This window comes from Streptomyces sp. PA03-5A, from assembly GCF_033792725.1.
Taxonomy (GTDB): Bacteria; Actinomycetota; Actinomycetes; order Streptomycetales; family Streptomycetaceae; genus Actinacidiphila.
On record NZ_JARAVL010000001.1, the window covers coordinates 278,202 to 302,003 of the forward strand.

Genomic DNA, 23,802 nt, shown 5'->3' on the forward strand with positions numbered 1-23,802 from the left:
CGCCCGGCCGCCCCGCCCCGGTACGCCCCCGACCCGAAGGTCCCGCCCCATGACCCTGACCGCCACCGCGCCGGTGCCCCCCGCCCGGCCCCCGGCAGCCCAGGCGCCCCCGCGGCGACTGCTCGCCCGGCTGTCGCCGTACGCCTACATCGCGCCGTTCTTCGCGCTCTTCGCCGCGTTCGGGCTGTTCCCGCTGCTCTACACCGCGTACGTCTCCCTCTACCGCGTCGAGCTCCAGACCCCCGGCGCGATGGAATGGCGGGGCCTGGACAACTACACCGCGCTCCTGCACGACGACTTCTTCTGGACCGCGCTGCGCAACACCTTCACCATCGGGGTCGTCTCCACCGTGCCGCAACTGCTCATGGCGCTCGGCCTCGCCCACCTGCTCAACTACAAGCTGCGGGGCCGGACCTTCTTCCGGGTCACGATGCTCCTGCCGTACGCCACGTCCGTTGCCGCCGCGACCCTGGTCTTCGCCCAGCTCTTCGGCCGCGACTTCGGCCTGGTCAACTGGCTGCTCGGGCTTGCCGGCATCGGGCCCGTCGACTGGCAGTCCGGGACCGTCGCCTCGCAGATCGCGGTGTCCACGATCGTCACCTGGCGGTGGACCGGCTACAACGCGCTCATCTACCTCGCCGGGATGCAGTCCATCCCCGGGGACCTGTACGAGGCCGCCGAACTCGACGGCGCCTCGCGGTGGCGGCAGTTCCTCCACGTCACCCTGCCCGGCCTGCGGCCCACGATCCTCTTCACGATCGTGGTCTCCACGATCGGCGCCACCCAGCTCTTCGGCGAGCCGCTGCTGTTCGAGGGGAGCATCTCGGGCGGCATCTCCCACCAGTACCAGACCCTCGGCCTCTACATGTACGAGCAGGGCTGGGGCTACTTCCACCTGGGCCGCGCCGCCGCCATCGCCTGGGTGATGTTCGTCCTCATCGTCCTGCTCGTGCTGCTCAACACCGCGCTGGCACGGCACCGTTCACGGAAGGGGACCCGTCGATGAGCGCGCTCCTCACACGGCCGCGACCCGGCCGCGACGCCGGGACCGCACGCCCCCTGCCCCGCCTGCGCTCCGCCCGGGCGGGCCGGCAGCACCACGGCGGCCGTCTCGCCTACGCCCTTCTGATCGTCGCGGCGGCGATCTCCGCCTTCCCCTTCTACTGGACGATCGTCGCCGCGACCCGGTCCAACGCGGAGCTGGCCGCGAGCCCGCCGTCGCTGCTGCCCGGCGGCAACCTCGTGCACAACTTCCGGCAGGTGCTGGAACAGGCCGACATCGGCAAGGCCCTGCTCAACTCACTGATCGTCTCCGGGTCGGTGACCGTCGGAACCGTCCTGTGCTCCACGCTCGCCGGGTTCGCCTTCGCGAAACTGCGCTTCCGGGGCCGCAACGCGCTGCTCACCCTGACGGTCGGCACGATGATGATCCCGCCCCAGCTGGGCGTCATCCCGCTCTTCATGCTCATCGCGGAGCTGCACTGGGTGAACCAGCTCCAGTCCGTCATCCTCCCCGGACTCGTCTCGGCCTTCGGGGTCTTCTTCATGCGGCAGTACCTCGCGCAGTCGCTGCCGGACGAGCTGATCGAGGCCGGCCGCGTCGACGGCGCCTCGACGGCGCGGATCTTCTGGAGCATCGTCGTGCCCATCGCCCGGCCGGGGATGGCGGTGCTGGGGATGCTCACGTTCATGGCGTCCTGGAACGACTTCTTCTGGCCGATCATCGCGCTCACGTCGCAGGAGCCCACGGTGCAGGTCGCCTTGCGGCAGCTGGGCGGGGGGTACGTGCACGACCAGTCGGTGATCATGGCGGGCACGCTGCTGGGGACGGTACCGGTGCTGGTGGTTTTCGGGGTGCTGGGGCGGCAGATCGTGGGCGGGATCATGCAGGGGGCGGTGAAGGGTTGACGGGTCCTCGTCCGCGGCGCCGTCGTGGTTGCGGTTGGGGTTTCTCCCCCACCCGCCCGCCCGATTGCCCGGCGCGGTCAGTGCGGGCCTGCGCTCTGTTCATCCGGGGTCGGTGGCGCGTCGGCGCACTCCCCCAGCCTTCGGCCGGGGGACCCCCACAGCGCTCGCGGTTGACCTCCACATCGTTCGGCACCGGGTCCGCCGCTCGTCGCTTCCGGGCGCACCCCGGCACACCCCCTTCCGTCGTATGGGCGCATGACGGCCGGTGAGGGGTGAGTGAGGCACCTTCGGCAACCCCGGACCGCCTTCTGAACCCCCACCGGCTGTTAGTCACCCCAACCGGCCGGAGGGGGTGTGGCGGGTGCCCCCATGGGGTCCCCCCGGCCGAAGGCTGGGGGAGTGCGCCGGCGCGGCACCGACCCCGCAACGACCGCGCGAGGTGGTCACTGACCGCGCCGGGCAATCGGGAGGGCGGGCGGACGCCCACCGCGGGCGCAAACGACCCGCACACAGCAACGGACCGCACACAAGGAGCCCCGGATGACCACGACCGCAGCCCGGACGACCAACGCCCCGCACACGACACCGGCCTTCCCCGAAGGGTTCCGGTGGGGCGCCGCCACCGCGGCCTACCAGATCGAGGGCGCCGCCGCCGAGGACGGCCGCACCCCCTCGATCTGGGACACCTTCAGCCGCACGCCCGGCAAGGTGCGCAACGGCGACACCGGGGACATCGCCGCGGACCACTACCACCGCATGCGCGAGGACGTCGCGCTGATGGCAGAGCTGGGCCTCACGGACTACCGCTTCTCCGTGTCGTGGCCGCGCGTGCAGCCGACGGGCCGGGGCCCGGCCGTGCAGAAGGGGCTCGACTTCTACCGCGCACTGGTCGACGAGCTGCTGGACCACCGCATCCGCCCCGTCCTGACCCTGTACCACTGGGACCTCCCGCAGGAGCTGGAGGACGCCGGCGGCTGGCCCGCGCGCGGCACCGCGGAGCGCTTCGCGGAGTACGCGGGGCTCGTCGCGGACGCGCTCGGTGACCGGGTGCCGTTGTGGACGACGCTGAACGAGCCGTGGTGCTCGGCGTTCCTGGGGTACGCGCAGGGCGTGCACGCCCCGGGCCGGACGGAGCCGGAGGCGGCGCTGCGGGCGGCCCACCACCTGCTGCTGGGGCACGGCCTCGCGGTCGGCGTGCTGCGTGAACGGCTCCCGGTACCGGCCCAGGTGTCGCTGACGCTGAACCTCGCGGCGGTACGTCCGCACACCGGGAGCGCCGCCGACCAGGACGCCGCCCGGCGGGTCGACGCGCTGGCCAACCGGATCTGGCTGGACCCGGTGTTCCGCGGCTCCTACCCGCGGGACCTGCTGCGGGACACGGCCGCGCTGACGGACTGGTCCTTCGTGGCCGACGGTGACCTGGCGGTGATCTCCCGTCCGGTGGACGTGCTGGGCCTCAACTACTACGCCCCGACCGTGGTGGCCGCGGGCGGCCATGCGGGGCCGTCGCCGTGGCCGGGGGCCGAGGGGCACGTGCGGTTCGTCCCGGCGCCGGGGCCGCGGACGGCGATGGACTGGCCGGTGGACGCCGACGGGCTGCACGAACTCCTGCTCCGCCTGCGGGACGAACTGCCGGACACGCCGCTGCTGGTCACCGAGAACGGCGCCGCGTACGACGACTACGCCGACCCCGAGGGCGAGGTCCACGATCCGGAGCGGATCGCGTACCTGCGCGCGCACCTGGCCGCGGTGCACCGGGCGATCGCGGACGGTGCCGACGTCCAGGGCTACTTCCTGTGGTCGCTGCTGGACAACTTCGAATGGGCCTACGGCTACGGCAAGCGGTTCGGCGTGGTGCACGTGGACTTCGCGAGCCAGCGCCGTACGCCGAAGGACAGCGCCCGCTGGTACGCCGGGGTCGTCGCCCGGGGCGGCCTGCCGTCGACATGAGCCGCACATGCGGACAACTCGGGTCGCAGGAACGCGAGTTGGGCCGCACGGCGTGTGAGACGGTACGGCCAGGGGAAGGTCACGTTCGGACATCGAAGGTGAAGGTGCGGTAAAACGCGCCCCGAACGGGCTGGAGGAGCCATGGTCTACTCGATCGTCCTCGGCATCGTCATCGTCACACTCGGCCTCGGCAGCATCGTCTACACCTTCTGGCACGAGGGCAGTCCGCTGACCTTGCGCCGCAGCGGCGAACGCCACAACGGCGCCGGATGACCGCCGGCCCGGCTCCCCGCCGGGGAGCCGGGCCGGGTCCGGTCAGTACACCTTGCGGTGGCCGCCGCCGCGCTTGCGCTCGTACATCTCGCGCCCCGCGGCGGAGCGCAGCTTCCACTCGCGGCGCATCTCGGAGCGGAGCCGGGCGTCGGTGCGGGAGGCGATCCACGCGTTCTCACGGAGCAGCTTGCGGTAGCTGTCCAGCCGGCGGTGGGTCAGTACGCCGTCCTCCAGGGCGGCGAGGACCGCGCAGCCGGGCTCGGAGTCGTGCGAGCAGTCGGGGAAGCGGCACTCCCCGGCCAGCGCCTCGATGTCGGAGAACGTCCGGGTGAGACCGGAGTCGGCGTCCCACAGCCCGACGCCGCGCAGCCCCGGGGTGTCGATGACCACCCCGCCGCCGGGCAGCGGCAGCATGTCGCGGGTGGTCGTGGTGTGCCGGCCCTTGCCGTCGCTGTCGCGGTTGGCCTGCACCTCCTGGACCTCGCGGCCCAGCAGGGCGTTGGTGAGCGTGGACTTGCCCGCGCCCGACTGCCCGAGCAGCACGGACGTGGTGCCGGCCAGCGCCATCGCCACCTCCGGCACGCCCTGGCCGGTGGCGGCGCTGACGACCAGGACCTCCACGCCGGGCGCCGCGCCGCGGGCGTCGTCCAGCAGGTGGCCGGGGTCGTCGACGAGGTCGGCCTTGGTGAGGACGACCAGCGGCTGCGCGCCGCTGGTCCACGCCAGGGACACGAAGCGTTCGAGCCGTCCGAGGTCGAGTTCGGCGGCGATCGACACGGCGATGACCGCCAGGTCGACGTTGGCCGCCAGGACCTGTCCCTCGGAGCGCTTGGAGGAGGTCGAACGGACGAAGGTGGTGCGGCGCGGCAGCAGGGCGCGTACCGCGGGACCGGTCGCCGGCGTCTCGTCGACGGCGGCCCAGTCGCCGGTGCAGGCGATCCCCATGGGGTCGCGGGTGAAGACGTCCTCGGTGTCGGCACGGACGGCCTTCAGGCCGCCGGAGCCGTCGGGGAGGACGACGTCGCACAGCCCGCGGTCGACGCGGACGATGCGGCCGGGTGTGAGTCCCCGCTCCGCGTGGACGGCGAAGTCGGAGTCGAATGAGGAGTCCCAGCCGTAGGCGGTGAGCGCGGTGGACGGCTGCGGGACGGATCCGTTGGTCAACGGAGGAGAGCCCTTCGGGAGGGCGGTCGCGCGCGGCTGTGCCGTCGGGTGCTTCGCGACGGGCAGGGTCAGCCGGCGACCGCTGAGGTGGGGGTGATGATCTTCTGGATGGGGGCAGCGCCCAGCTCGACGGCAGTCATCGTTCCAACACCTCCCGGTTTGCTCGCGGTCCGACGGCGACACCTTAGCCGGTGCTCCGGGAGACCCCGCAACCGGTTTTCCGCGGACGGCTCACGCCGTCTCGGCGTACCGCTCCCCCGCGTACTCCCGCACCACCGGGACGACGGCCTCCGCGCCGCCGGGCAGCCGGTCCAGACGCACCAGGGCGAAGGCCTTGTGGCCGTCGACCAGGTAGGAGGGGTTGCTGTCCGGACGGCTGCCCGGCAGCGGCCACACCACCAGCCAGGGGCGGGTGTCGGTGGTGGTCGGCGGTCGGCCGACCGTGACGGCCGCGATGTCCTTCCAGGAGAAGAACGACTCCTCGCCGGTGACCTCGCGCATGCCGATCCCGGCGGGCCCCACGCGCAGCCGCAGCGGCTTGCGCCAGCGCCGGTACGAGCGGCCCGTGAGGACCCAGCAGCCGATCGCGCCGAGCGGACCGAAGGCGCCGAGGGGCACGGGGCCGGTGAAGCCGCCCTGGACGAGTTCCCAGAACGAGTAGCTGAAGACGACGGCGAGCGCCGCCCAGACCAGGACCCAGGTGCCGGCGCGCCGGGCGTCGACGAACTGCCGCTCCCCGCCGGGCACGCGCGATTCCGGCCCCGACACGGTCACCGGGATCGGCGGGCGCACGGCCCGTGGCGCGGTCTCGAAGGCGGCGCCGCCGTGCTCGGCGAGCGCGGCCGTCAGTTCCCGGACGCTCTGGTCGAGGTCCTCGCAGTCGACGAGCGTGTAGCGCAGCCGGTCGTCCCAGGTGCGGTCGGGCTTGCGGGGGAACGTGACGCCGGGCGCCGTCCAGAGCGTGAGCCGCGGCTTGGGCGGTGTGGTGGTCTCGCTGTCCTCACCGGTGTTGGGGAGGTGCCACAGGGAGACCGCCTCGATCTGCTCCCAGGCGAGTTCCGCGTCGTGCAGCGTGATGCCGAACGCGTCGACCCGCAGCCGGAACGGCTTCCGCGCCCTTCGCAGGTCCCTCGCCCCGTTCCACGCCCCCACGGCCGCCAGGAACCCCAGGAACAGGGGGCCCGTCGCGCTCCGCGAGGCGACCAGCCACACCAGCGCCAGCGCGACCGTCGTCAGACCTCCGATCAGCCACCGCCGGCCCCGTCTCCTGAGCGTCCGCTCTACCGTGAACTCCACCGTTCCCCGCCCCCTTTGACGTCCCCCACCGGATCTCATGATGCGTTCGCCAGGGCCTGCGGCTGCTGCCGTGAGCTGGGTGTTGCCCAACCGTGACGCCCGGCCGGACGGCGGCTCCGGCCGGTCGCCGCCGCGTCGCCCGCCGTTCACCGAGGGTCCCGCGAGGAGCTCCCGAGGGCGACTTTGCCTGTTCTTTACAACCCGCCTCCGGGCCGCCTCGTCTCTCCGCGCGATCAGTTGCCACCACCCGCCCGTGCCCCACCGGGGGCAGGGCGGGGTGACGAAGGAGAGCGATACATGCGCAGCAGTGTTCTCACCGCCGCGGCCGTCGCGTGCGCCGCGGTGCTGGCGGGGACGGCGCCCGCGTTCGCCGACGGGCCGAGCGCCCGGCCCGCCCCGGCGCGGAGCGCCGCGCCGAGCGAAGCGCCGTCCGCGGTGCCGTCCCCGCGTCAGGTCGACCGGGTGCCGGCGGGTGCGCCCGACACCGGCGTGCAGTCCCCGGCCGGCGCGCACGGGCCGGACGGCACGGTGGTGGCGGCGGCCGGGGGCGGCCTGCTGCTCCTGGCCGGCGGCACGTTCGTGGTGACGCGGCGCAGGCGCACCACCGCCGGATGACCCCGGGGGCGAGGTGGGCCGCGGTCCTGGCGGCCCTGGCCGCGCTGCCCTGGGCGGGCGGGTGCGCGGGCGGCTCCGGTGACGGTCCCGTCGCCGCGCCGCCCGTCGTCTCCGCGCCGCCCGCGGCCGCACCGACGCGCCCGTCCCCGCCGGCCCCGCTCGCCCGCTCGGTCCCGGTACGGCTGAGGATCCCGGCGATCGGGGTCGACACCCCGGTCATGGAACTGGGGCTGGCCCCGGACGGCACGGTGGAGGTCCCGCCGGTGGCGCGTCACTCGCCCGCCGGCTGGTACCGCCACTCCCCCACGCCGGGACAGCTCGGCCCGTCCGTGCTCCTGGCCCACGTCACCGTCGGCCGGTTCGGCGACGGGGTCTTCCGCGACCTGGCACGGCTGCGCCCGGGCGACCGGGTCGTGGCGGGGCTGCGGGACGGCGCGTCGGCGGAGTTCACCGTGGACCGGGTGCGGACGGTGGCCAAGGCGCACTTCCCGGCCCAGGAGGTCTACGGCGACGTGGACCGCCCCGAACTGCGCCTGATCACCTGCGGCGGCCCCCGCACCGCCGACGGGAGCGGATACCGCGACAACGTCGTGGTGTTCGCCTCCCTGACCTCGGGGGACCGCGACTAGCGGCGGCCGGGCCGGATGGCGGTGCGCCATCCGGCCCGGCCGTGCGGTGGCACGCCTGCGGCATGATGAACGACGGAATGTGGAGAGTGTTGAAACGGTCTTCCCGGGACGAAGCGGCGTCCGAGCTGTTCGCCGCCCTCTACCCCCGCCTGGCCGGCTGGTGCCGGCGGCTGGTCGACGACGACGAGACGGCCCACGAGATCGCCTCGGAGGCCTTCACCCGGCTGTGGGCGCGCTGGACGAGCGTGGACGAACCGCGCGGCTTCCTCTACGTCACGGCGGCCAACATCGTGCGCGACCACTGGCGGAAGGTGGAGCGCGAACGCCGGGCCATGCGGCGCGCCACCGCGGAGGTCCTCGTCGACGGTCAGGGCGAGGGACGCAACGGGCAGACCGACCCCTCGGTGCGGATGCTCGTCCAGTCGCTGCCCGAGCGGCTGCGGGTGCCCATCCTGCTGTACTACTACGCCGACATGCCGGTCCGGGAGGTGGCGGCCGCGACGGGGCGGAAGGAAGGAACCGTGAAGGCCGACCTCCACGCGGCCAGGGAAATGCTGCGAGCCGGACTGAGGAGAAGCCTTGATCACACCCATTGAGGGCCCGGACGAGGAACGGGACCCGGAGCTGAGCGCCCTGCTGCGGCCCGGCACGGTCCTGCTCGGGCCGCCGCCCGGCCGGTTCCGGGAGGTCCGCCGCGTGGCGGCGCGGCGCAGGCTGCTGCGGGCCGCCGCGGGAGCCGGGGTGTCCCTGGCGGTGGCGGCGGTCGTCGCCGTGCCGCTGCACCTGCTGTCCGCCCCGGGGCAGGGCCCCGGGGTCGGGCCGGCCGTGCCCGCGGTGTCCGTCCCCCCTGCGGCCGACCCGCCGCCCTCGCCGCGCCCCACCACGTCACCCGTCCCGGAGCCGTCCGAGACCCCCGGCCCGGACCGCCGCACCGGCTCCCCCGATCCGCGCCGCGCAGCCTCCTCCGCCCGCCAGACCGACTCCGTCTCGGCCACACCGCTCGGCCGTGCCACGGACGACCCCCCGGCCCGCCCCCGCGGCTGACCGGCTCCGCCGCGCAAGACGCGTGAGGCGGGGGCGGTGCGTGTCCGATTCGTTCAAGACGGGCCGGGCGGCGCGACCCTACGGTTGCGGCATGACCCTTCGTTTCGATGTCGTCGAGATCGTCGTGGCCGACATGGCCGCCTCGCTGGCCTTCTACCGCAGGCTGGGGCTGGAGATCCCCGCCGGGGTGGAGGCGGACCCGCATGTGGAGGTGGCGCTGCCCGGGGGGCTGCGGATGGCGTGGGACACCGTGGAGACCGTCCGGTCGTTCGACTCCTCCTGGGCGCCGCCGCAGGGCGGTCACCGCATGGCGCTGGCCTTCACCTGCGACGGGCCGAAGGAGGTGGACGCGACGTTCGCCGAGCTGACCGGGGCCGGGTACGCGGGGCACCTGAAGCCCTTCGACGCGCCCTGGGGGATGCGGTACGCCGTGGTCCTGGACCCGGACAGGAACCCGGTCGACCTCTTCGCGGCGCTGCCGCAGGGCTAGATCGTGTCGTCACATGAGCTCCCCCAGCTCCGCTGGGAGGTGCCCCCAGGTGCGGTGCACTCGCAAGGCGGAGAGCCGTCCTCGTAGTGGGCTGCCCGGACGATTCGACAACGCAGCGTGGGGGCACCTCCCAGCGCCGGCTGGGGGAGCGGCGCGGGGTGGGGGCACCCCCGGCCGAAGGGGGAAGGCATGTGACGACACGGCCCGGCCGGGGTCAGGGGAGCAGGTCGCCGAGCGGGACGCCGGCGAGGGCGCGGACGTCGCGGGCCAGGTGGGCCTGGTCCGCGTAGCCGGCGCGGGCGGCGACGTCGGCGAAGGGATGGCCGCGGCGGGCCAGTCCCAGTGCGCGCTGGAGGCGCAAGATGCGGGCGAGGGTCTTGGGCCCGTAGCCGAAGGCGGCCAGGCAGCGGCGGTGGAGCTGGCGTTCGCTCAGCCCGGTGTCCTCGGCGACGGTGCCGACGCGGGCGCCGGCCGCCAGGCTCGCGGCGATCTGCGGGCCCCACGGGGGCGCCGCGCGCCGCACGTCCCGTGCGAGCACCAGGGACTCCAGGACGGCGCCGGGGTCGGCGGCCGCGGCGACGCGCTCGGTGGCCCGGCGGGCCTGCGCGCCGGGCCACAGCGCGTCCAGCGGAACACGGCGGTCACGCAGCTCGTGCGCGGGCAGCCGGAAGACGGCGGGCCCGACGCCGGGGGCGAAGCGCAGGCCCGCGTACCGCGTGCCGGGCGGGCTGCCGGAGAGGTGGGCGGCGGTGTCGGGGCCCGCCGCGAACAGACCGGTGTCCTCGCCCCAGATCAGGTCGATGCAGCCGTCGGGCAGCACGCGGGCCGCCGCGGCACCCGCTGTCCTCGTCCACAGCACGGCGCCGGGCACCGTCGAGGTCTGTTCCCGGTACACCGCTCCAGCATGGCACCCGCCACCGACAGCGCGCCGGGTGCGCCTCAGTGCGGGGGCTTGCCGTCGTTCTTGCCCGAGGGCCGGCGCCCGCGCAGCCGGGACCGCACGTCCTCCGGCGGCAGGAAGCCCGCCCAGCGCTCGGGGAATTCGGCGGGCGGGTCCTCCGGGCCGACCTCGTCGTCCGGGCCGGACTCGAACGCGGCCCGACGGGCGGCGGCCTCCGCGACGAGGTCGGCTGCGGCACGTTCCCTGGCCCGTGCGTTCTCCTCGCGGGCGGCCGCGGTCTCGATCGAGGGCCACACCCGGTCGATGGCGGCGTTGACGGCCGCTCCGACGAGCACCGCGAAGGCCGACACGAAGATCCACAGCAGGACGGCGACCGGCGCGGCCAGCGATCCGTAGATGGTCGGGCCCTCGACCGTGTGGGTGAGGTAGATGCGCAGCACGAAGCTGCCGAGGACCCACATCAGCAGGGCGACGGCCGCCCCGGGCATGTCCTCGTACCAGGGCGAGCGCACCGGTACGGAGACGTGGTACAGCGTGGTGAGGAACGCGATCGACAGCACGCTGACGACCGGCCAGTACAGTATCCGGATCACGGCCTCGCTCCACGGCAGGAACGACACCACCGCGTCCGGCCCGACGACCATCAGCGGCATGACGACCGCGCCGATCACCAGGGCGACGATGTAGAGCAGCAGCGCCAGCAGCCGCGTCCTGACGATGCCGCGCCTGCCCTCCAGCCCGTACATGATCGTGATCGTGTCGACGAAGACGTTGAGGGCCCGCGATCCGGACCACAGGGCGATGACGAAGCCGATGGAGATCACGTCGGGCCGTCCGCCGCCGAAGACGTCGTCGACGAGCGGCCGCATCAACTGGTCGACGCCCTTGTCCGACAGGACCGTCGCGGCGGCCGTGAGGATGTTGCCGCGGATGTTGTCGATCGTGTCGGTGCCGATGATCTCGTCGACGTAGCCGATGGCGCCGACGAGGCTCAGCAGCAGCGGCGGCAGGGAGAGCAGCACGAAGAAGGCGGCCTCGGCGGCGAGGCCGGTGACGCGGTACTCCATGCAGGAGTCGACCGTGTCCTTGAGCAGCAGCCAGCCCACCTTGCGCTTGGATACGTTCCTGTAGAGGGCCCGCGCCCGGTGGAGTCGGCCTCGCCTGGGCCGCTCGGGTGTTTCGTCTGCTGCCTGCACGCGCCTACCGTAACCGTCATGAGTCCCCCCACACACACCGTGACCAACCAGGCTCCGCCCCTGGTCGGGTATGACGTGTACGCCGCCGACACCGCCCTGGTGGAGGGGGTGGCACGGCACGTGGCGCCCGGGCTCCGGGAGGAGGTCCACCGGGAGCTCGGCGAGATCGGCCGGGCCGCCGGTTCCGCGCAGGCGCGGGGGTGGGCGGAGGCCGCCGACACCCATCCGCCGGTGCTGCGCACCCACGACCGGTACGGGCACCGGATCGACGAGGTGGAGTTCCATCCGGCCTGGCACCGGCTGCTGGGGCGGGCGGTGTCCTCGGGGCTCACCGACGCCTGGTCGCGCCCCGGCGGACACCTGCGGCGCGCGGCGGGTTTCCTGGTGTGGTCCCAGGCGGAGGCCGGGCACGGCTGCCCGGTGTCGATGACGCACGCGGCGGTGCCGGCGCTGCGGGCCGACCCGGCGCTGGCCGCCGAGTGGGAGCCCCGGCTGGGGTCCCGGGTGTACGACCCGCAGCTGGTGGCGCCGGGAGGCAAGCCCGGGGCGCTGTTCGGCATGGGGATGACCGAGAAGCAGGGCGGCTCGGACGTGCGGGCCACCACCACGCGGGCGGAGCCGCTGGCGGAGGAGGGCACGTACCTGCTCACCGGCCACAAGTGGTTCTGCTCGGCGCCGATGTCCGACGCCTTCCTCGTGCTGGCGCAGGCGTCCCCCTCCTCGGGGAAGGGGGGCCTGACCTGCTTCCTGCTGCCCCGGGTGCTGCCGGACGGCTCGCGCAACGTCTTCCTGATCCAGCGGCTCAAGGACAAGCTGGGCAACCGCTCCAACGCCTCGGCGGAGGTGGAGTTCGACGGCACGTGGGCGCGCCGGGTCGGCGAGGAGGGGCGCGGGGTGGCGACCGTCATCGAGATGGTGGCGGCCACCCGGCTGGACTGCGCGACCGGTTCCGCCGCGCTGATGCGGCAGGCGGTGGCGCAGGCGGTGCACCACGCGACGCACCGCAGCGCGTTCGGCGGGCCGCTGGTCGACAAGCCGCTGATGCGGAACGTCCTGGCGGACCTTGCCCTGGAGTCGGAGGCGGCCACCACGACCGTGCTGCGGCTGGCGGCGGCGTACGACGCGGATGACGCGGACGACGAGCAGGAGCGGCACTTCCGGCGGCTGGCGGTTGCGGTCTCCAAGTACTGGGTCACCAAGCGCTGCCCGCCGCTGGTGGCCGAGGCGCTGGAGTGCCTGGGCGGCAACGGCTACGTGGAGGAGTCGGGGCTGCCGCGGCTGTTCCGGGAGTCGCCGCTGAACTCGGTGTGGGAGGGCTCGGGCAACGTGCAGGCCCTGGACGTGCTGCGGGTACTGCAGAGGGAGCCGCGCGCGCTGAACGCCTTCCTCGGCGAGATCGGCCTGGCGCGCGGCGCTGACCACCGGCTGGACGGCGCGATCAAGGCGCTGCTGACCGAACTGGCCGACCTGGAGGGCGTCGAGGCCCGGGCGCGCCGGCTGGTGGAGCGCATGGCGCTGGTGCTGCAGGGCTCGTTGCTGGTGCGGTTCGCCCCGGTCGAGGTCTCGGACGCGTTCTGTGCCTCGCGGCTCGGCGGGGACTGGGGGGCGACCTTCGGCACGCTGCCGCGCGGGCTGGACCTGGCGGCGATCGTGGAGCGGGCACGCCCTCAGGGGTGAGGGGCGGATGCGGCGGCGGTCCGCCCGAGGTCCCGACGGAAGGACCGGGATCTTCGGGGAAACGTTCCGCCGCCGCGCCGCACTGAGGGTGGTGCCGCGCCGACTCGGCACCACCCCCGGTCTCGCCTCACCGTCGCACGGAATCAGGGTTCCGTACGAATAGCGTGATGCGCCGTCACTGTCCGTCGAATGCGCGCATATTCGCAACCGTTGCAGACAGTTGCAAGGTATTGGCCGGATATCCCACCGGAGGGACCGGCCCGGCGGCACCATATGCACATGGTGTGGCAGCGGAGAATCGGCGCGGCCACTGCCCGAGCGCAGAAAGCGCTGCGCACACGGACGCGGGGAGCACCATGAGCCAGGATCCGAACGACGCACGGTCGTTGTCGGTCCAGTCCGTCCAGGAACCGCGCCGTTCCGCACGGCTGCTGGGCGGCATGCGGGACGCCGCGCTGGGCGGCGGATCGGGTGGCACGGTGCCCAGACCGGTCATCCAGGACTCCTGGCGGCGCGCCCTGGACCTCGGTGTCGACCCGGACAACGGCAGTCACGCCGGCATGCTGACCGCCGACGAGATCGAGGTGCGCAGGCGCCACACCCCGCTGAACGACGTGATGTCCGCGCTGCGCGACGGCCTGGTCTCGGTCGCCGACGAGGCCCGGCACATCATGGTGGTCACCGACCCCGAGGGCCGGGTGCTGTGGCGGGACGGCAGCCTGGCCGTCCGCAGGAGCGCGGACCGGCTCGGCTTCGCCGAGGGTGCCTCGTGGTCGGAGGAGGCCGTCGGCACCAACGCGATCGGCACCGCCCTGGTCACCGGACGGCCGGTGCAGGTGCACTCCTCGGAGCACTTCGTCCGGGTGCACCACCAGTGGACCTGTGCCGCGGCCCCGCTCATCGACCCGCGGGACGGCCGGCTGCTGGGCGCGGTGGACGTCAGCGGGCCGGCGGCCGGGATGCACCCCGCGATGCTGTCGCTGGTGACCGCGGTGACCAAGGTCGCCGAGGCCGAACTGCGCAGCCTGCACTGGGCGGCCGTGGACCGGCTGCGCTCGGTCTCCGCCCCGCTGCTCGCCCGGATGCCGGGCCGGGCGGCGGTCGTCGACCCCAACGGGTGGACGGCGGCGGTGACCGGGATGCCGCCGGTGGAGCGGATCACGCTGCCCGCCGCGCCGAGCGCCGGACGTACGTGGGTGCCCGCGCTGGGCACTTGCACCCTGGAGCCGCTGCCGGGCGGCTGGCTGGTGCGGGTCGCCACGCCGGAGGAGGAGGTGCCCGGGGCCGGGCACGTGGTGCTGGACCTCGGCCGTCCCCGCACGTGGACGGTGAACGTCTCCGGTGCGGCCGGCGGCTGGTCGCAGGAGCTCAGCCCGCGCCACGCCGAACTGCTCTTCGTGCTGGCCCTGCACCGGGACGGCCGCACCGCCGCGGAACTGGCCGGCGACCTGTTCGGCGACCCCTCCCGCACGGTGACGGTGCGGGCCGAGATGTCCCGCCTGCGCCGCACCCTGGCCGGGGTCCTCGACCACCGTCCCTACCGCTTCGCGGACGGCGTCGAGGTCGAGGTGGTCCGCCCCGCCCACCCCGCGGATCTGCTGCCGCACTCGACGGCGCCGGCGGTGCGTGGGGCGCGCTTCGGGGAGTGAGGGGGCGACCCGGACGGGCCGCGGCAGCGAGCCGGGAACCCGCCGGGTCCGCGAGGCCGCAGAATGTGGCGCATGAGCACTAGCGTCACGGTGACCACGTGGTCACTGGAGCAGACCTCCCACGCCGATCTGCGGCCCTCCCTGGAGCCGGACCCCGCGACGTCGGGCATCCGCATCGCGCGGGCCGAGGTGCCGTCCCCGGAGTTCAGCCGCTTCCTCTACACGTCGGTGGGCGCGGACTGCGCCTGGACGGACCGCCTGCCGTGGTCGTACGAGCAGTGGCGGACCTTCCTGGAGCGCCCGGGCGTGGAGACCTGGGTGGCGTACGACCGGGACACCCCGGCCGGCTACATCGAACTGGACCCGCAGGACGACGGCCAGGTCGAGATCGCGTACTTCGGGCTTCTGCCCGCCTTCCGGGGGCGGCGGATCGGCGGGCACCTGCTGTCCGTCGGCATCGCCCGCGCCTGGGACCTGGCGGAGCGCCGGCCGGACCGCACCCCGACGAAGCGGGTGTGGGTGCACACCTGCAGCCTGGACGGGCCGCACGCGCTGGCCAACTACGAGAACCGCGGCTTCCGCATCTTCCGCACCGAGACGGGGGAAGAGGAGGAGAGGCCCGTCACCGGGCCCTGGCCCGGAGCCCGGTAGGGACCGGCGGACGGGAAGGGGCGGGCATGGACGTCGTCGGGGTCGGGGCGCTCAACCTGGACCTCATCACGGGCGCGTCCGCCCTGAACGGCGGCCCGGTGCTGGCCCGGCTCGGCGCGCACATGCGGCTGCGCCCGCCGCCGGAGAGCGGCGGCGAACGCATGGTCGACGAGCCCGCCGTCCGCGCGGGCCTGGAGTGGCTGCGGGCCGAGGGGGTGCCGCTCACGCCGGAACCGGGCGGCTCGGCCTTCAACACCCTCCATGCGCTGGGCCGTCTGGGCCGCGGGCTGCGGCTCGGGTACGTGGGCGTGGCGGGCCGCGACCCGCTGGGCGCGGCCGGCCCCCTCGCCGTCCTGGACGGGCTCGGCATCGACCGGCGGCTGGTGGCCCTGGACCCGGACCGGCTGTGCGGGATCTGCCTGTCCGTGCACGACGGCGGGGAGCGCACGCTGCTGACCCACACCGGGGCGAACACGCGGATCGCCGCCCATGTGCGGGAGCGGTTCGAGGAGATCGCCGGCTACCTGGCGGCGGCGCGGGCGGTGCACGTCACCTCGTTCCTGGATCCGGACGGCGGCGCGGTGCTGCACCGGCTGCTGGTGGAGGTGCGGCGGCGTTCGCCGGGCACGCTGATCAGCTTCGACCCGGGGCACGTCTGGTCGGCGGAGCCGACCGCCGATGTGCTGGCCATGGCGGCGATGAGCGACTACCTGCTGGTCAACGGGCGGGAGTTCGAGCGGCTGGTCCGGGTGCGGACCCGGGCGGAGGGCGCGGCCGTGGTGAAGTACCCGGACCGCGTGGAGGTGCACCGGCCCGGCACCGTGGAGCGCTACGCGCACCGGCCGCTCCCCGGCGGCGAGGTGGAGGACGCGACGGGGGCGGGCGACGTCTTCGCGGCGGGGCTGCTGGCGGCGCTGGTCGCGGACCACGCCCCGCTCGGTGCGGGGGTGCGGCTGGGTTCGGCGCTGGCGGGCCACAAGCTGCGTCATGTGGGGACCCGCGGGCACGGTGGGTTCCGGGCCATCGCGGCCGATTTCCTGCGCCCGGCGAGTCCTGTCAGGTGACGGACAATCGACGCATCTCGCCATGCGGGATGAACGCGTCCACATTCTGGATAACGGTGGACTGGCCCGAGATCCCCGTGACACGCTTTCGACATGTCGCGCACTGGAATCGCCTTGGTAGGTCGGCTGCACGTCGACCTCGGACGCATGTCCAGCGCCATCTGTCAGGCGTGCTGAGCACTCGCCGCCGCCCCGTCCAGGACTGACCCGGCCGTCCCCGGCCCCGCGGGCGCAATGACGCGCCCACGTCCCGCGCTGTTCCCAGCGCTGCGGCGTATCCGCAGGCCAAGGGGACTCTTCGCGCTACGCCCGACTCTGTCCAGCCTGCCAGAAGGACTGCATCGCCATGGCCTCCACCCCTGACCAGCCGAACGCCGCCGCGCCGCGCCGCAAGGTGAGCCGCCACCGCGGCGAGGGCCAGTGGGCGGTCGGCCACATGACACCGCTCAACGCCAACGAGCAGTTCAAGCGGGACGACGACGGTCTCAACGTGCGGACACGCATTGAGACGATCTACCGGTACCGCGGCTTCGACGCGATCGACGGAGCCGACCTGCGCGGCCGCATGCGCTGGTGGGGTCTGTACACCCAGCGCAAGCCCGGGATCGACGGCGGCAAGACCGCGATCCTGGAGCCGGAGGAGCTGGACGACAAGTACTTCATGCTCCGGGTCCGCATCGACGGCGGCCGCCTCACCACCGAGCAGCTGCGCGTCATCGGCGAGGTCTCCCAGGAGTTCGCCCGCGGCACCGCCGACATCACCGACCGGCAGAACATCCAGCTGCACTGGATCCGCATCGAGGACGTCGCCGAGATCTGGCAGCGCCTGGAGGCCGTGGGCCTGTCCACCACCGAGGCGTGCGGCGACACCCCGCGCGTCATCCTCGGCTCGCCCGTCGCCGGGATCGCCGAGGACGAGATCCTCGACGGCACCTGGGCCGTGGACGAGGCCCACCGCCGCATCGTCGGCAACAAGGAGTTCTCCAACCTCCCGCGCAAGTTCAAGTCGGCGATCTCCGGCTCCCCGCTGCTGGACGTGGCCCACGAGATCAACGACGTCGCCTTCGTCGGCGTCCGCCACCCCGAGCACGGGCCGGGCTTCGACGTGTGGGTCGGCGGCGGTCTGTCCACCAACCCCAAGATCGGCGTCCGGCTGGGCGCGTGGGTGCCGCTGGAGGAGGTCCCGGACGTCTTCGAGGGTGTCATCTCGATCTTCCGCGACTACGGCTACCGGCGGCTGCGCACCCGCGCCCGGCTGAAGTTCCTGGTCGCCGACTGGGGCGCGGAGAAGTTCCGCCAGGTGCTGGAGGACGAGTACCTGGGGCGCAAGCTGGCCGACGGCCCGGCCCCCGACCAGCCGGTCCAGCAGTGGCGGGACCACGTGGGCGTGCACCGCCAGAAGGACGGCCGCTACTACGTCGGCTTCGCGCCGCGCGTCGGCCGGGTGGACGGCACCACGCTCAGCAAGATCGCCGAGCTGGCGGAGGCGCACGGCTCCGGCCGGCTGCGGACCACTGTCGAGCAGAAGATGATCGTGCTGGACGTCGAGCAGGACCGGGTCGACTCCCTCGTCTCGGGTCTGGAGGCGCTGGACCTGCAGGTGAAGCCCTCCCCGTTCCGGCGCGGCACGATGGCCTGCACCGGCATCGAGTTCTGCAAGCTGGCCATCGTCGAGACCAAGGCGCGCGGCTCTTCGCTGATCGACGAACTCGAACGCCGGCTGCCGGAGTTCGAGGAGCCGATCACGATCAACATCAACGGCTGCCCGAACGCCTGCGCCCGGATCCAGGTCGCCGACATCGGCCTCAAGGGCCAGCTCGTGCTGGACGACGAGGGCAACCAGGTGGAGGGATACCAGGTGCACCTGGGAGGCGCGCTGGGCCTGGAGGCCGGTTTCGGCCGCAAGGTCCGCGGGCTGAAGGTCACCGCGGACGAGCTGCCCGACTACGTCGAGCGCGTCCTGAAGCGCTTCCAGGCCGAGCGTACGGACGGCGAGCGCTTCGCGCAGTGGGTGACGCGGGCGAGCGAGGAGGCGCTGTCGTGAGCGAACGCGCCGCACCGTTCTACTGCCCCTACTGCGGGGACGAGGACCTGCACCCCGCGGAGCAGGGCCACGGCGCCTGGGAGTGCCGGTCGTGCAACCGCGCGTTCCAGCTGAAGTTCCTGGGCCTGCTGGCCCGGGGGCTGCGGACCGAGCACCGTGAGGGAGACCCTTCGTGACCACCGCGCAGCAGCACACCGCGGACGAACTGCGGGCGCTGGCCGAGCAGGCGGGCCGCGACCTGGAGGACGCCCCCGCGCTCGACGTCCTGCGCTGGGCCACCGGCACCTTCGGTTCCCGGTTCTGCGTCACCTCCTCGATGGAGGACGCGGTCGTGGCGCACCTGGCCTCGCGCGTCGCCCCGGGCGTCGACGTCGTCTTCCTCGACACCGGCTACCACTTCCCGGAGACCATCGGCACCCGTGACGCGGTCGCCGCCGTCATGGACGTGCAGCTCATCACGCTGACGCCGCGTCAGAGTGTGGCCGAGCAGGACGCGGAGTACGGGCCGAAGCTCCACGACCGCGACCCCGACCTGTGCTGCGCGCTGCGCAAGGTCACGCCGCTGGAGGAGGGCCTGACCGGCTACGACGCCTGGGCGACCGGCCTGCGCCGCGACGAGTCCCCCACCCGCGCGAACACCCCGGTCGTGGGCTGGGACGCGCGGCGCGGGAAGGTCAAGGTCTCGCCCATCGCCCGCTGGACGCAGGACGACGTGGACTCCTACGTCACGGAGCACGGGGTGCTCACCAATCCGCTGCTCACGGACGGTTACGCCTCGGTCGGCTGCGCCCCCTGCACCCGCCGGGTGCTTCAGGGCGAGGACGCCAGGGCCGGCCGCTGGGCGGGACGGGCCAAGACCGAGTGCGGGCTGCACGGCTGATGACGACGGAACGGACTTCCCGGGAGGGGCGGATGGGCGGGACGGGCACAGGGGCCACGGTGTGGCTCACGGGTCTGCCGAGCGCGGGCAAGACCACGATCGCCCGGGCGCTTGCCGGGCGGCTGCGCGGCGACGGGCACCGGGTGGAGGTCCTGGACGGCGACGAGATCCGCGAGTTCCTCTCCGCGGGCCTCGGCTTCGGCCGCGAGGACCGGCACACCAATGTGCAGCGGATCGGTTTCGTCGCCGAACTCCTGGCCGCCAACGGGGTCAAGGTGCTGGTCCCGGTCATCGCGCCGTACGCCGACAGCCGGGAGGCCGTCCGCAAGCGCCACGAGGCGCGGGGCACGACGTACCTGGAGGTGCACGTCGCCACCCCGGTGGAGGTCTGCACCGTGCGTGACGTGAAGGGCCTGTACGCCAAGCAGGCCGCGGGCGAGATATCCGGGCTGACCGGCGTCGACGACCCGTACGAGGCACCCGAGACCCCCGATCTGCGGATCGAGACCCAGGACCACACCGTCGAGGACTCGGCGGCGCTGCTGACGGCGCTGCTGGTGGAGAGGGGACTCCTGTGAGCGACGTGCGCGCGGCCACCGGGCCGCACCCGACCGGCCAGCAGCGCGTTCGCCGCGCGGGCGGAGATGGGGGCACCACCCAGGCGCGAGCTCTGGGGGAGAACGAAGGGGGCACAGCGTGACCACGGTAGTCGCAGTCGACGAGAGCACCGGCAATCCCTTCGTGCTGTCGCACCTGGACGCACTGGAGTCCGAGGCGGTGCACATCTTCCGTGAAGTGGCGGGGGAGTTCGAGCGGCCGGTGATCCTCTTCTCCGGCGGCAAGGACTCCATCGTCATGCTCCACCTGGCGCTGAAGGCCTTCGCCCCCGCCGCGGTCCCCTTCTCGCTGCTGCACGTCGACACGGGCCACAACTTCCCCGAGGTGCTGGAGTACCGGGACCGCACCGTGGCGGAGCACTCCCTGCGGCTGCACGTCGCCTCGGTGCAGGACTACATCGACGACGGCCGGCTGCGCGAGCGCCCCGACGGCACCCGCAACCCGCTGCAGACGGTGCCGCTGACCGAGGCCATCCAGGAGCTGCGCTTCGACGCGGTCTTCGGCGGCGGCCGCCGTGACGAGGAGAAGGCCCGCGCCAAGGAGCGGGTGTTCTCGCTGCGCGACGAGTTCTCCCAGTGGGACCCGCGCCGCCAGCGGCCCGAGCTGTGGCAGCTCTACAACGGCCGGCACGCCCCCGGCGAGCACGTGCGCGTCTTCCCGCTGTCCAACTGGACCGAGCTGGACGTGTGGCAGTACATCGCCCGCGAGGGCATCGAGCTGCCGGAGATCTACTACGCCCACGAGCGCGAGGTGTTCCGGCGCAGCGGCATGTGGCTGACCGCGGGCGACTGGGGCGGGCCGAAGGACGGCGAGTCGGTGGAGACCCGGCTGATCCGCTACCGCACGGTGGGCGACATGTCCTGCACCGGCGCGGTGGACTCCGACGCCGCCACCATCGACGCCGTCATCGCCGAGATCGCCGCGTCCCGGCTCACCGAGCGGGGCGCCACCCGGGCGGACGACAAGCTCTCCGAGGCCGCGATGGAAGACCGCAAGCGCGAGGGGTACTTCTAGCCATGACCACCGGCACCACCGCCGAGCAGCTCTCGGCCACCTCCCTGCTGCGCTTCGCCACCGCGGGTTCCGTCGACGACGGCAAGTCCACGCTGGTCGGCCGGCTGCTGCACGACTCCAAGTCGGTGCTCGCCGACCAGCTGGAGGCCGTCGAGCTGGCCTCCGCCCGCCGCGGGCAGGATGCGCCGGACCTGGCACTGCTCACCGACGGCCTGCGCGCCGAGCGCGAGCAGGGCATCACCATCGACGTGGCGTACCGCTACTTCGCCACGCCGCGGCGGCGGTTCATCCTGGCGGACACGCCGGGGCACGTGCAGTACACGCGGAACATGGTGACCGGCGCCTCGACCGCCGAGCTGACCGTGATCCTGGTGGACGCCCGCAACGGCGTCGTGGAGCAGACCCGCCGGCACGCGGCGCTGGCGGCGCTGCTGCGGGTGCCGCACGTGGTGCTCGCGGTCAACAAGATGGACCTGGCCGACTGGTCGGAGCCGGTCTTCGCGGCCATCGCCGAGGAGTTCACCGCCTACGCGGCCTCCATCGGCGTCCCGGAGATCACCACGATCCCCATCTCGGCCCTGGCCGGCGACAACGTCGTGTCGCCGTCGGCGAACATGGACTGGTACGGCGGCCCGACGATCCTGGAGCACCTGGAGACCGTCCCCGTCGGCAGCGACCCGGGCGCGTACCCGGCGCGCTTCCCCGTGCAGTACGTCATCCGCCCGCAGACCGCGGAGCACCCCGACTACCGCGGCTACGCGGGGCAGATCGCCTCGGGCGTGCTGCGCGTCGGCGACCCCGTGACGGTCCTGCCGTCCGGGCTGACCAGCACGATCAGCGGCATCGACGCGCTCGGCACCCCGGTCGACGTGGCGTGGGCCCCGCAGTCGGTGACGCTGCTGCTCGGCGACGACCTGGACATCTCGCGCGGCGACCTGATCGCGCCGTCCGACGCCGCCCCGGCGACCACCCAGGACGTCGAGGCGACCGTGTGCCACCTGCACGAGCGGCCGCTGAAGGTCGGCGCGCGCGTGCTGCTCAAGCACAGCACGCGCACGGTCAAGGCGGTCGTGAAGCGGCTGCCGTACCGGATCGACCTGACCCGGGGGCTGGAGCACGAGGACGAGCCGGGCGAGCTGCGCGTCAACGACATCGGCACGGTGGTGCTGCGCACCTCGGAGCCGCTGCCGCTGGACGCGTACGCCGACTCGCGGCTCACCGGCTCCTTCCTGCTGATCGACCCGGCGGACGGCACCACGCTGACCGCCGGCATGGCGGGCGAGGCCTTCGCCGCCCGCACCGCCACGGCCGCGGGCGACGCGGCCGGTGACGACGAGGGGTGGGATTTCTGATGGCGTTCGACGACGCCTTCGCCGGATTCGCCAAGGAGGGCGGTCGCGTCGGCAGCGGCTGTCTGGGCAGCGGCACGGGCGGTGTCACGCGATGTGCGCGCTGACCCCGTCCGAGCACCGCACCCGCGCCGCGTACGCGGCACCGCACCACCGACCACCAGACAGCCACCACCCCGGCGCGCCATAGAGAGCGCGAGCCGGGGCCATCGAGAGGACCGCCTCCCGTGACTGCCGATCGCACCACCGCCCCGAGAACGTCCGCCCGTCGCCGCCTCATAGCCGGCGCCGCCCTTCTGCCGCTGCTGGCCCTGGCCGCCTGCGGCTACGGCTCCGACAAGAAGGACGACACCACCAACGCGGCCGCGAGCAGCGGCACCAGCAAGAAGCTGTCCGCCTCGACGGTGAAGATCGGCTACTTCGCGAACCTCACCCACGCCACCCCGCTGGTGGGCCTGAAGGAGGGCTTCTTCGCCGACGCGCTGGGCTCGGGCACCACGATCAAGGAGTCGGTGTTCAACGCCGGGCCCGCCGAGATCGAGGCCCTCAACGCCGGTTCCATCGACATCGGCTGGATCGGCCCCTCCCCCGCGGTCAACGGCTGGACGAAGTCCGGCGGCAAGAGCCTGAAGATCATCTCCGGTTCGGCCTCCGGCGGCGTCAAGCTGGTCGTCAACCCGGACAAGATCAAGACCCTGAAGGACGTCAAGGGCAAGAAGATCGCCACCCCGCAGCTCGGCAACACCCAGGACGTGGCGTTCCTCAACTGGATCGCCGAGCAGGGCTGGAAGGTCGACGCGACCAGCGGCAAGGGCGACGTCTCCGTGGTCCGCACGGACAACAAGGTCACCCCCGACGCCTACAAGACCGGCTCCATCGACGGCGCCTGGGTGCCCGAGCCCACCGCCTCCAAGCTGGTCGCCGAGGGCGCGAAGGTGCTCCTGGACGAGCGCGACCTGTGGCCGGACAAGAAGTTCGTCATCACGAACGTGATCGTCTCCCAGGCGTTCCTCAAGGACCACCCGGACGTCGTCGAGGCCGTCCTGCGCGGCTCGGTGAAGACCAACGCCTGGATCAGCGCCAACCCCGACAAGGCCAAGGCCGACGCCAACGCGCAGTTGGAGAAGCTCTCCGGCAAGCCGCTGCCCGCCGACGTCATCGACCCGGCCTGGGAGAGCATCCAGGTCATCGACGACCCGCTGGCGTCCACGCTGCAGACCGAGGCCGACCACGCCGTCACCGCCGGCCTGCTGGAGAAGCCCTCGCTCAAGGGCATCTACGACCTGACGATCCTCAACAAGATCCTCAAGGGCGAGGGCAAGACCGGGATCGACGACGCCGGTCTCGGCGGCTGAGGCCCGGCAGCACCGATGAAGACCGCAGCCCCAGC

The 23,802-nt window shown here is 73.3% G+C and carries 25 protein-coding genes; 21 read left to right on the forward strand and 4 right to left on the reverse strand.

Annotation, left to right across the window (positions count from 1 at the left end; genetic code table 11):
• Window positions 1–49 precede the first annotated feature (49 nt).
• The 4 genes from PV410_RS01285 to PV410_RS01300 all read left to right on the forward strand — a co-directional run bounded on the left by PV410_RS01285 (window position 50) and on the right by PV410_RS01300 (window position 4,131).
• Complete coding sequence (locus PV410_RS01285) at window positions 50–1,006, forward strand: carbohydrate ABC transporter permease (protein ID WP_500321707.1); 957 nt, start codon at window positions 50–52, stop codon at window positions 1,004–1,006.
• Entirely contained in the window at window positions 1,003–1,908 is a 906-nt protein-coding gene (locus PV410_RS01290; RefSeq protein WP_500321709.1) for a carbohydrate ABC transporter permease, read from the forward strand. The genes PV410_RS01285 and PV410_RS01290 overlap by 4 nt, the downstream gene beginning before the upstream one ends.
• Window positions 1,909–2,448: 540 nt before the next feature.
• Entirely contained in the window at window positions 2,449–3,858 is a 1,410-nt protein-coding gene (locus PV410_RS01295) for a GH1 family beta-glucosidase (protein WP_500321710.1), read from the forward strand.
• Window positions 3,859–3,999: 141 nt separating this feature from the next.
• On the forward strand, window positions 4,000–4,131 hold the full coding sequence (locus PV410_RS01300; RefSeq protein WP_500321711.1) for a hypothetical protein: 132 nt from the start codon (window positions 4,000–4,002) through the stop codon (window positions 4,129–4,131).
• Window positions 4,132–4,173: 42 nt separating this feature from the next.
• Here PV410_RS01300 and rsgA read toward each other — a convergent pair whose 3' ends face one another.
• The gene (gene rsgA / locus PV410_RS01305) at window positions 4,174–5,295 is read right to left on the reverse strand and encodes a ribosome small subunit-dependent GTPase A (protein WP_500321713.1); all 1,122 of its coding nucleotides are present in this window, start codon (window positions 5,293–5,295) and stop codon (window positions 4,174–4,176) included.
• Window positions 5,296–5,526: 231 nt separating this feature from the next.
• The gene (locus PV410_RS01310; protein ID WP_500321714.1) at window positions 5,527–6,591 is read right to left on the reverse strand and encodes a hypothetical protein; all 1,065 of its coding nucleotides are present in this window, start codon (window positions 6,589–6,591) and stop codon (window positions 5,527–5,529) included.
• A 297-nt stretch (window positions 6,592–6,888) separates the two neighbouring features.
• Between PV410_RS01310 and PV410_RS01315 the strand changes: the two genes are divergently transcribed.
• From PV410_RS01315 to PV410_RS01335, 5 genes are all read left to right on the forward strand, one after another.
• Entirely contained in the window at window positions 6,889–7,206 is a 318-nt protein-coding gene (locus PV410_RS01315) for an LPXTG cell wall anchor domain-containing protein (RefSeq protein WP_500321716.1), read from the forward strand.
• Complete coding sequence (locus PV410_RS01320; RefSeq protein WP_500321718.1) at window positions 7,203–7,835, forward strand: class F sortase; 633 nt, start codon at window positions 7,203–7,205, stop codon at window positions 7,833–7,835. Before PV410_RS01315 ends, PV410_RS01320 begins: the two co-directional genes overlap by 4 nt.
• Window positions 7,836–7,912: 77 nt before the next feature.
• Window positions 7,913–8,431, forward strand: a complete 519-nt coding sequence (locus tag PV410_RS01325; protein WP_500321719.1) for an RNA polymerase sigma factor — start codon at window positions 7,913–7,915, stop codon at window positions 8,429–8,431.
• Complete coding sequence (locus PV410_RS01330) at window positions 8,415–8,879, forward strand: hypothetical protein (protein ID WP_500321720.1); 465 nt, start codon at window positions 8,415–8,417, stop codon at window positions 8,877–8,879. Before PV410_RS01325 ends, PV410_RS01330 begins: the two co-directional genes overlap by 17 nt.
• Window positions 8,880–8,970: 91 nt before the next feature.
• Complete coding sequence (locus PV410_RS01335) at window positions 8,971–9,369, forward strand: VOC family protein (protein ID WP_500321722.1); 399 nt, start codon at window positions 8,971–8,973, stop codon at window positions 9,367–9,369.
• 214 nt (window positions 9,370–9,583) lie between these two features.
• On the opposite strand, the gene PV410_RS01340 is transcribed toward PV410_RS01335, so the two are convergent.
• Together PV410_RS01340 and PV410_RS01345 are read right to left on the reverse strand one after the other, a co-directional pair.
• On the reverse strand, window positions 9,584–10,264 hold the full coding sequence (locus tag PV410_RS01340) for a helix-turn-helix transcriptional regulator (protein ID WP_500321723.1): 681 nt from the start codon (window positions 10,262–10,264) through the stop codon (window positions 9,584–9,586).
• A 44-nt stretch (window positions 10,265–10,308) separates the two neighbouring features.
• Window positions 10,309–11,466 carry a YihY/virulence factor BrkB family protein gene (locus tag PV410_RS01345; protein ID WP_500321724.1) on the reverse strand — a complete coding sequence of 386 codons (1,158 nt, stop codon included), beginning with the start codon at window positions 11,464–11,466 and terminating at the stop codon, window positions 10,309–10,311.
• An 18-nt stretch (window positions 11,467–11,484) separates the two neighbouring features.
• Here PV410_RS01345 and PV410_RS01350 point away from each other — a divergent pair, with 18 nt between their 5' ends.
• From PV410_RS01350 to PV410_RS01405, 12 genes are all read left to right on the forward strand, one after another.
• Window positions 11,485–13,143: an acyl-CoA dehydrogenase family protein gene (locus tag PV410_RS01350; protein ID WP_500321726.1), complete on the forward strand. Its 1,659-nt coding sequence runs from the start codon at window positions 11,485–11,487 to the stop codon at window positions 13,141–13,143.
• A 356-nt stretch (window positions 13,144–13,499) separates the two neighbouring features.
• On the forward strand, window positions 13,500–14,792 hold the full coding sequence (locus PV410_RS01355; RefSeq protein WP_500321727.1) for a helix-turn-helix domain-containing protein: 1,293 nt from the start codon (window positions 13,500–13,502) through the stop codon (window positions 14,790–14,792).
• Between the two features lie 72 nt (window positions 14,793–14,864).
• Window positions 14,865–15,443 (forward strand): GNAT family N-acetyltransferase, encoded by a 579-nt coding sequence (locus PV410_RS01360; RefSeq protein WP_500321728.1) that lies wholly within the window; start codon window positions 14,865–14,867, stop codon window positions 15,441–15,443.
• A gap of 26 nt (window positions 15,444–15,469) precedes the next feature.
• Window positions 15,470–16,507 carry a carbohydrate kinase family protein gene (locus PV410_RS01365; protein ID WP_500321729.1) on the forward strand — a complete coding sequence of 346 codons (1,038 nt, stop codon included), beginning with the start codon at window positions 15,470–15,472 and terminating at the stop codon, window positions 16,505–16,507.
• A 93-nt stretch (window positions 16,508–16,600) separates the two neighbouring features.
• On the forward strand, window positions 16,601–16,684 hold the full coding sequence (locus tag PV410_RS01370) for a putative leader peptide (RefSeq protein WP_322975673.1): 84 nt from the start codon (window positions 16,601–16,603) through the stop codon (window positions 16,682–16,684).
• 169 nt (window positions 16,685–16,853) lie between these two features.
• Window positions 16,854–18,551, forward strand: coding sequence for a nitrite/sulfite reductase (locus PV410_RS01375; protein ID WP_500321730.1), 1,698 nt, complete (start codon window positions 16,854–16,856; stop codon window positions 18,549–18,551).
• A complete protein-coding gene (locus PV410_RS01380) occupies window positions 18,548–18,727 on the forward strand; it encodes a hypothetical protein (RefSeq protein ID WP_500321732.1) in 180 nt (59 codons plus the stop codon). The genes PV410_RS01375 and PV410_RS01380 overlap by 4 nt, the downstream gene beginning before the upstream one ends.
• Window positions 18,724–19,431 carry a phosphoadenylyl-sulfate reductase gene (locus tag PV410_RS01385; protein WP_500321733.1) on the forward strand — a complete coding sequence of 236 codons (708 nt, stop codon included), beginning with the start codon at window positions 18,724–18,726 and terminating at the stop codon, window positions 19,429–19,431. Before PV410_RS01380 ends, PV410_RS01385 begins: the two co-directional genes overlap by 4 nt.
• 32 nt (window positions 19,432–19,463) lie before the next feature.
• Window positions 19,464–20,009, forward strand: coding sequence for an adenylyl-sulfate kinase (gene cysC, locus PV410_RS01390; protein ID WP_500321734.1), 546 nt, complete (start codon window positions 19,464–19,466; stop codon window positions 20,007–20,009).
• A gap of 118 nt (window positions 20,010–20,127) precedes the next feature.
• Window positions 20,128–21,063 (forward strand): sulfate adenylyltransferase subunit CysD, encoded by a 936-nt coding sequence (cysD, locus tag PV410_RS01395; protein ID WP_500321735.1) that lies wholly within the window; start codon window positions 20,128–20,130, stop codon window positions 21,061–21,063.
• A gap of 2 nt (window positions 21,064–21,065) precedes the next feature.
• Window positions 21,066–22,415: a sulfate adenylyltransferase subunit 1 gene (locus tag PV410_RS01400; RefSeq protein ID WP_500321736.1), complete on the forward strand. Its 1,350-nt coding sequence runs from the start codon at window positions 21,066–21,068 to the stop codon at window positions 22,413–22,415.
• A gap of 224 nt (window positions 22,416–22,639) precedes the next feature.
• Complete coding sequence (locus PV410_RS01405) at window positions 22,640–23,767, forward strand: ABC transporter substrate-binding protein (RefSeq protein WP_500321737.1); 1,128 nt, start codon at window positions 22,640–22,642, stop codon at window positions 23,765–23,767.
• Window positions 23,768–23,802: the final 35 nt, after the last annotated feature.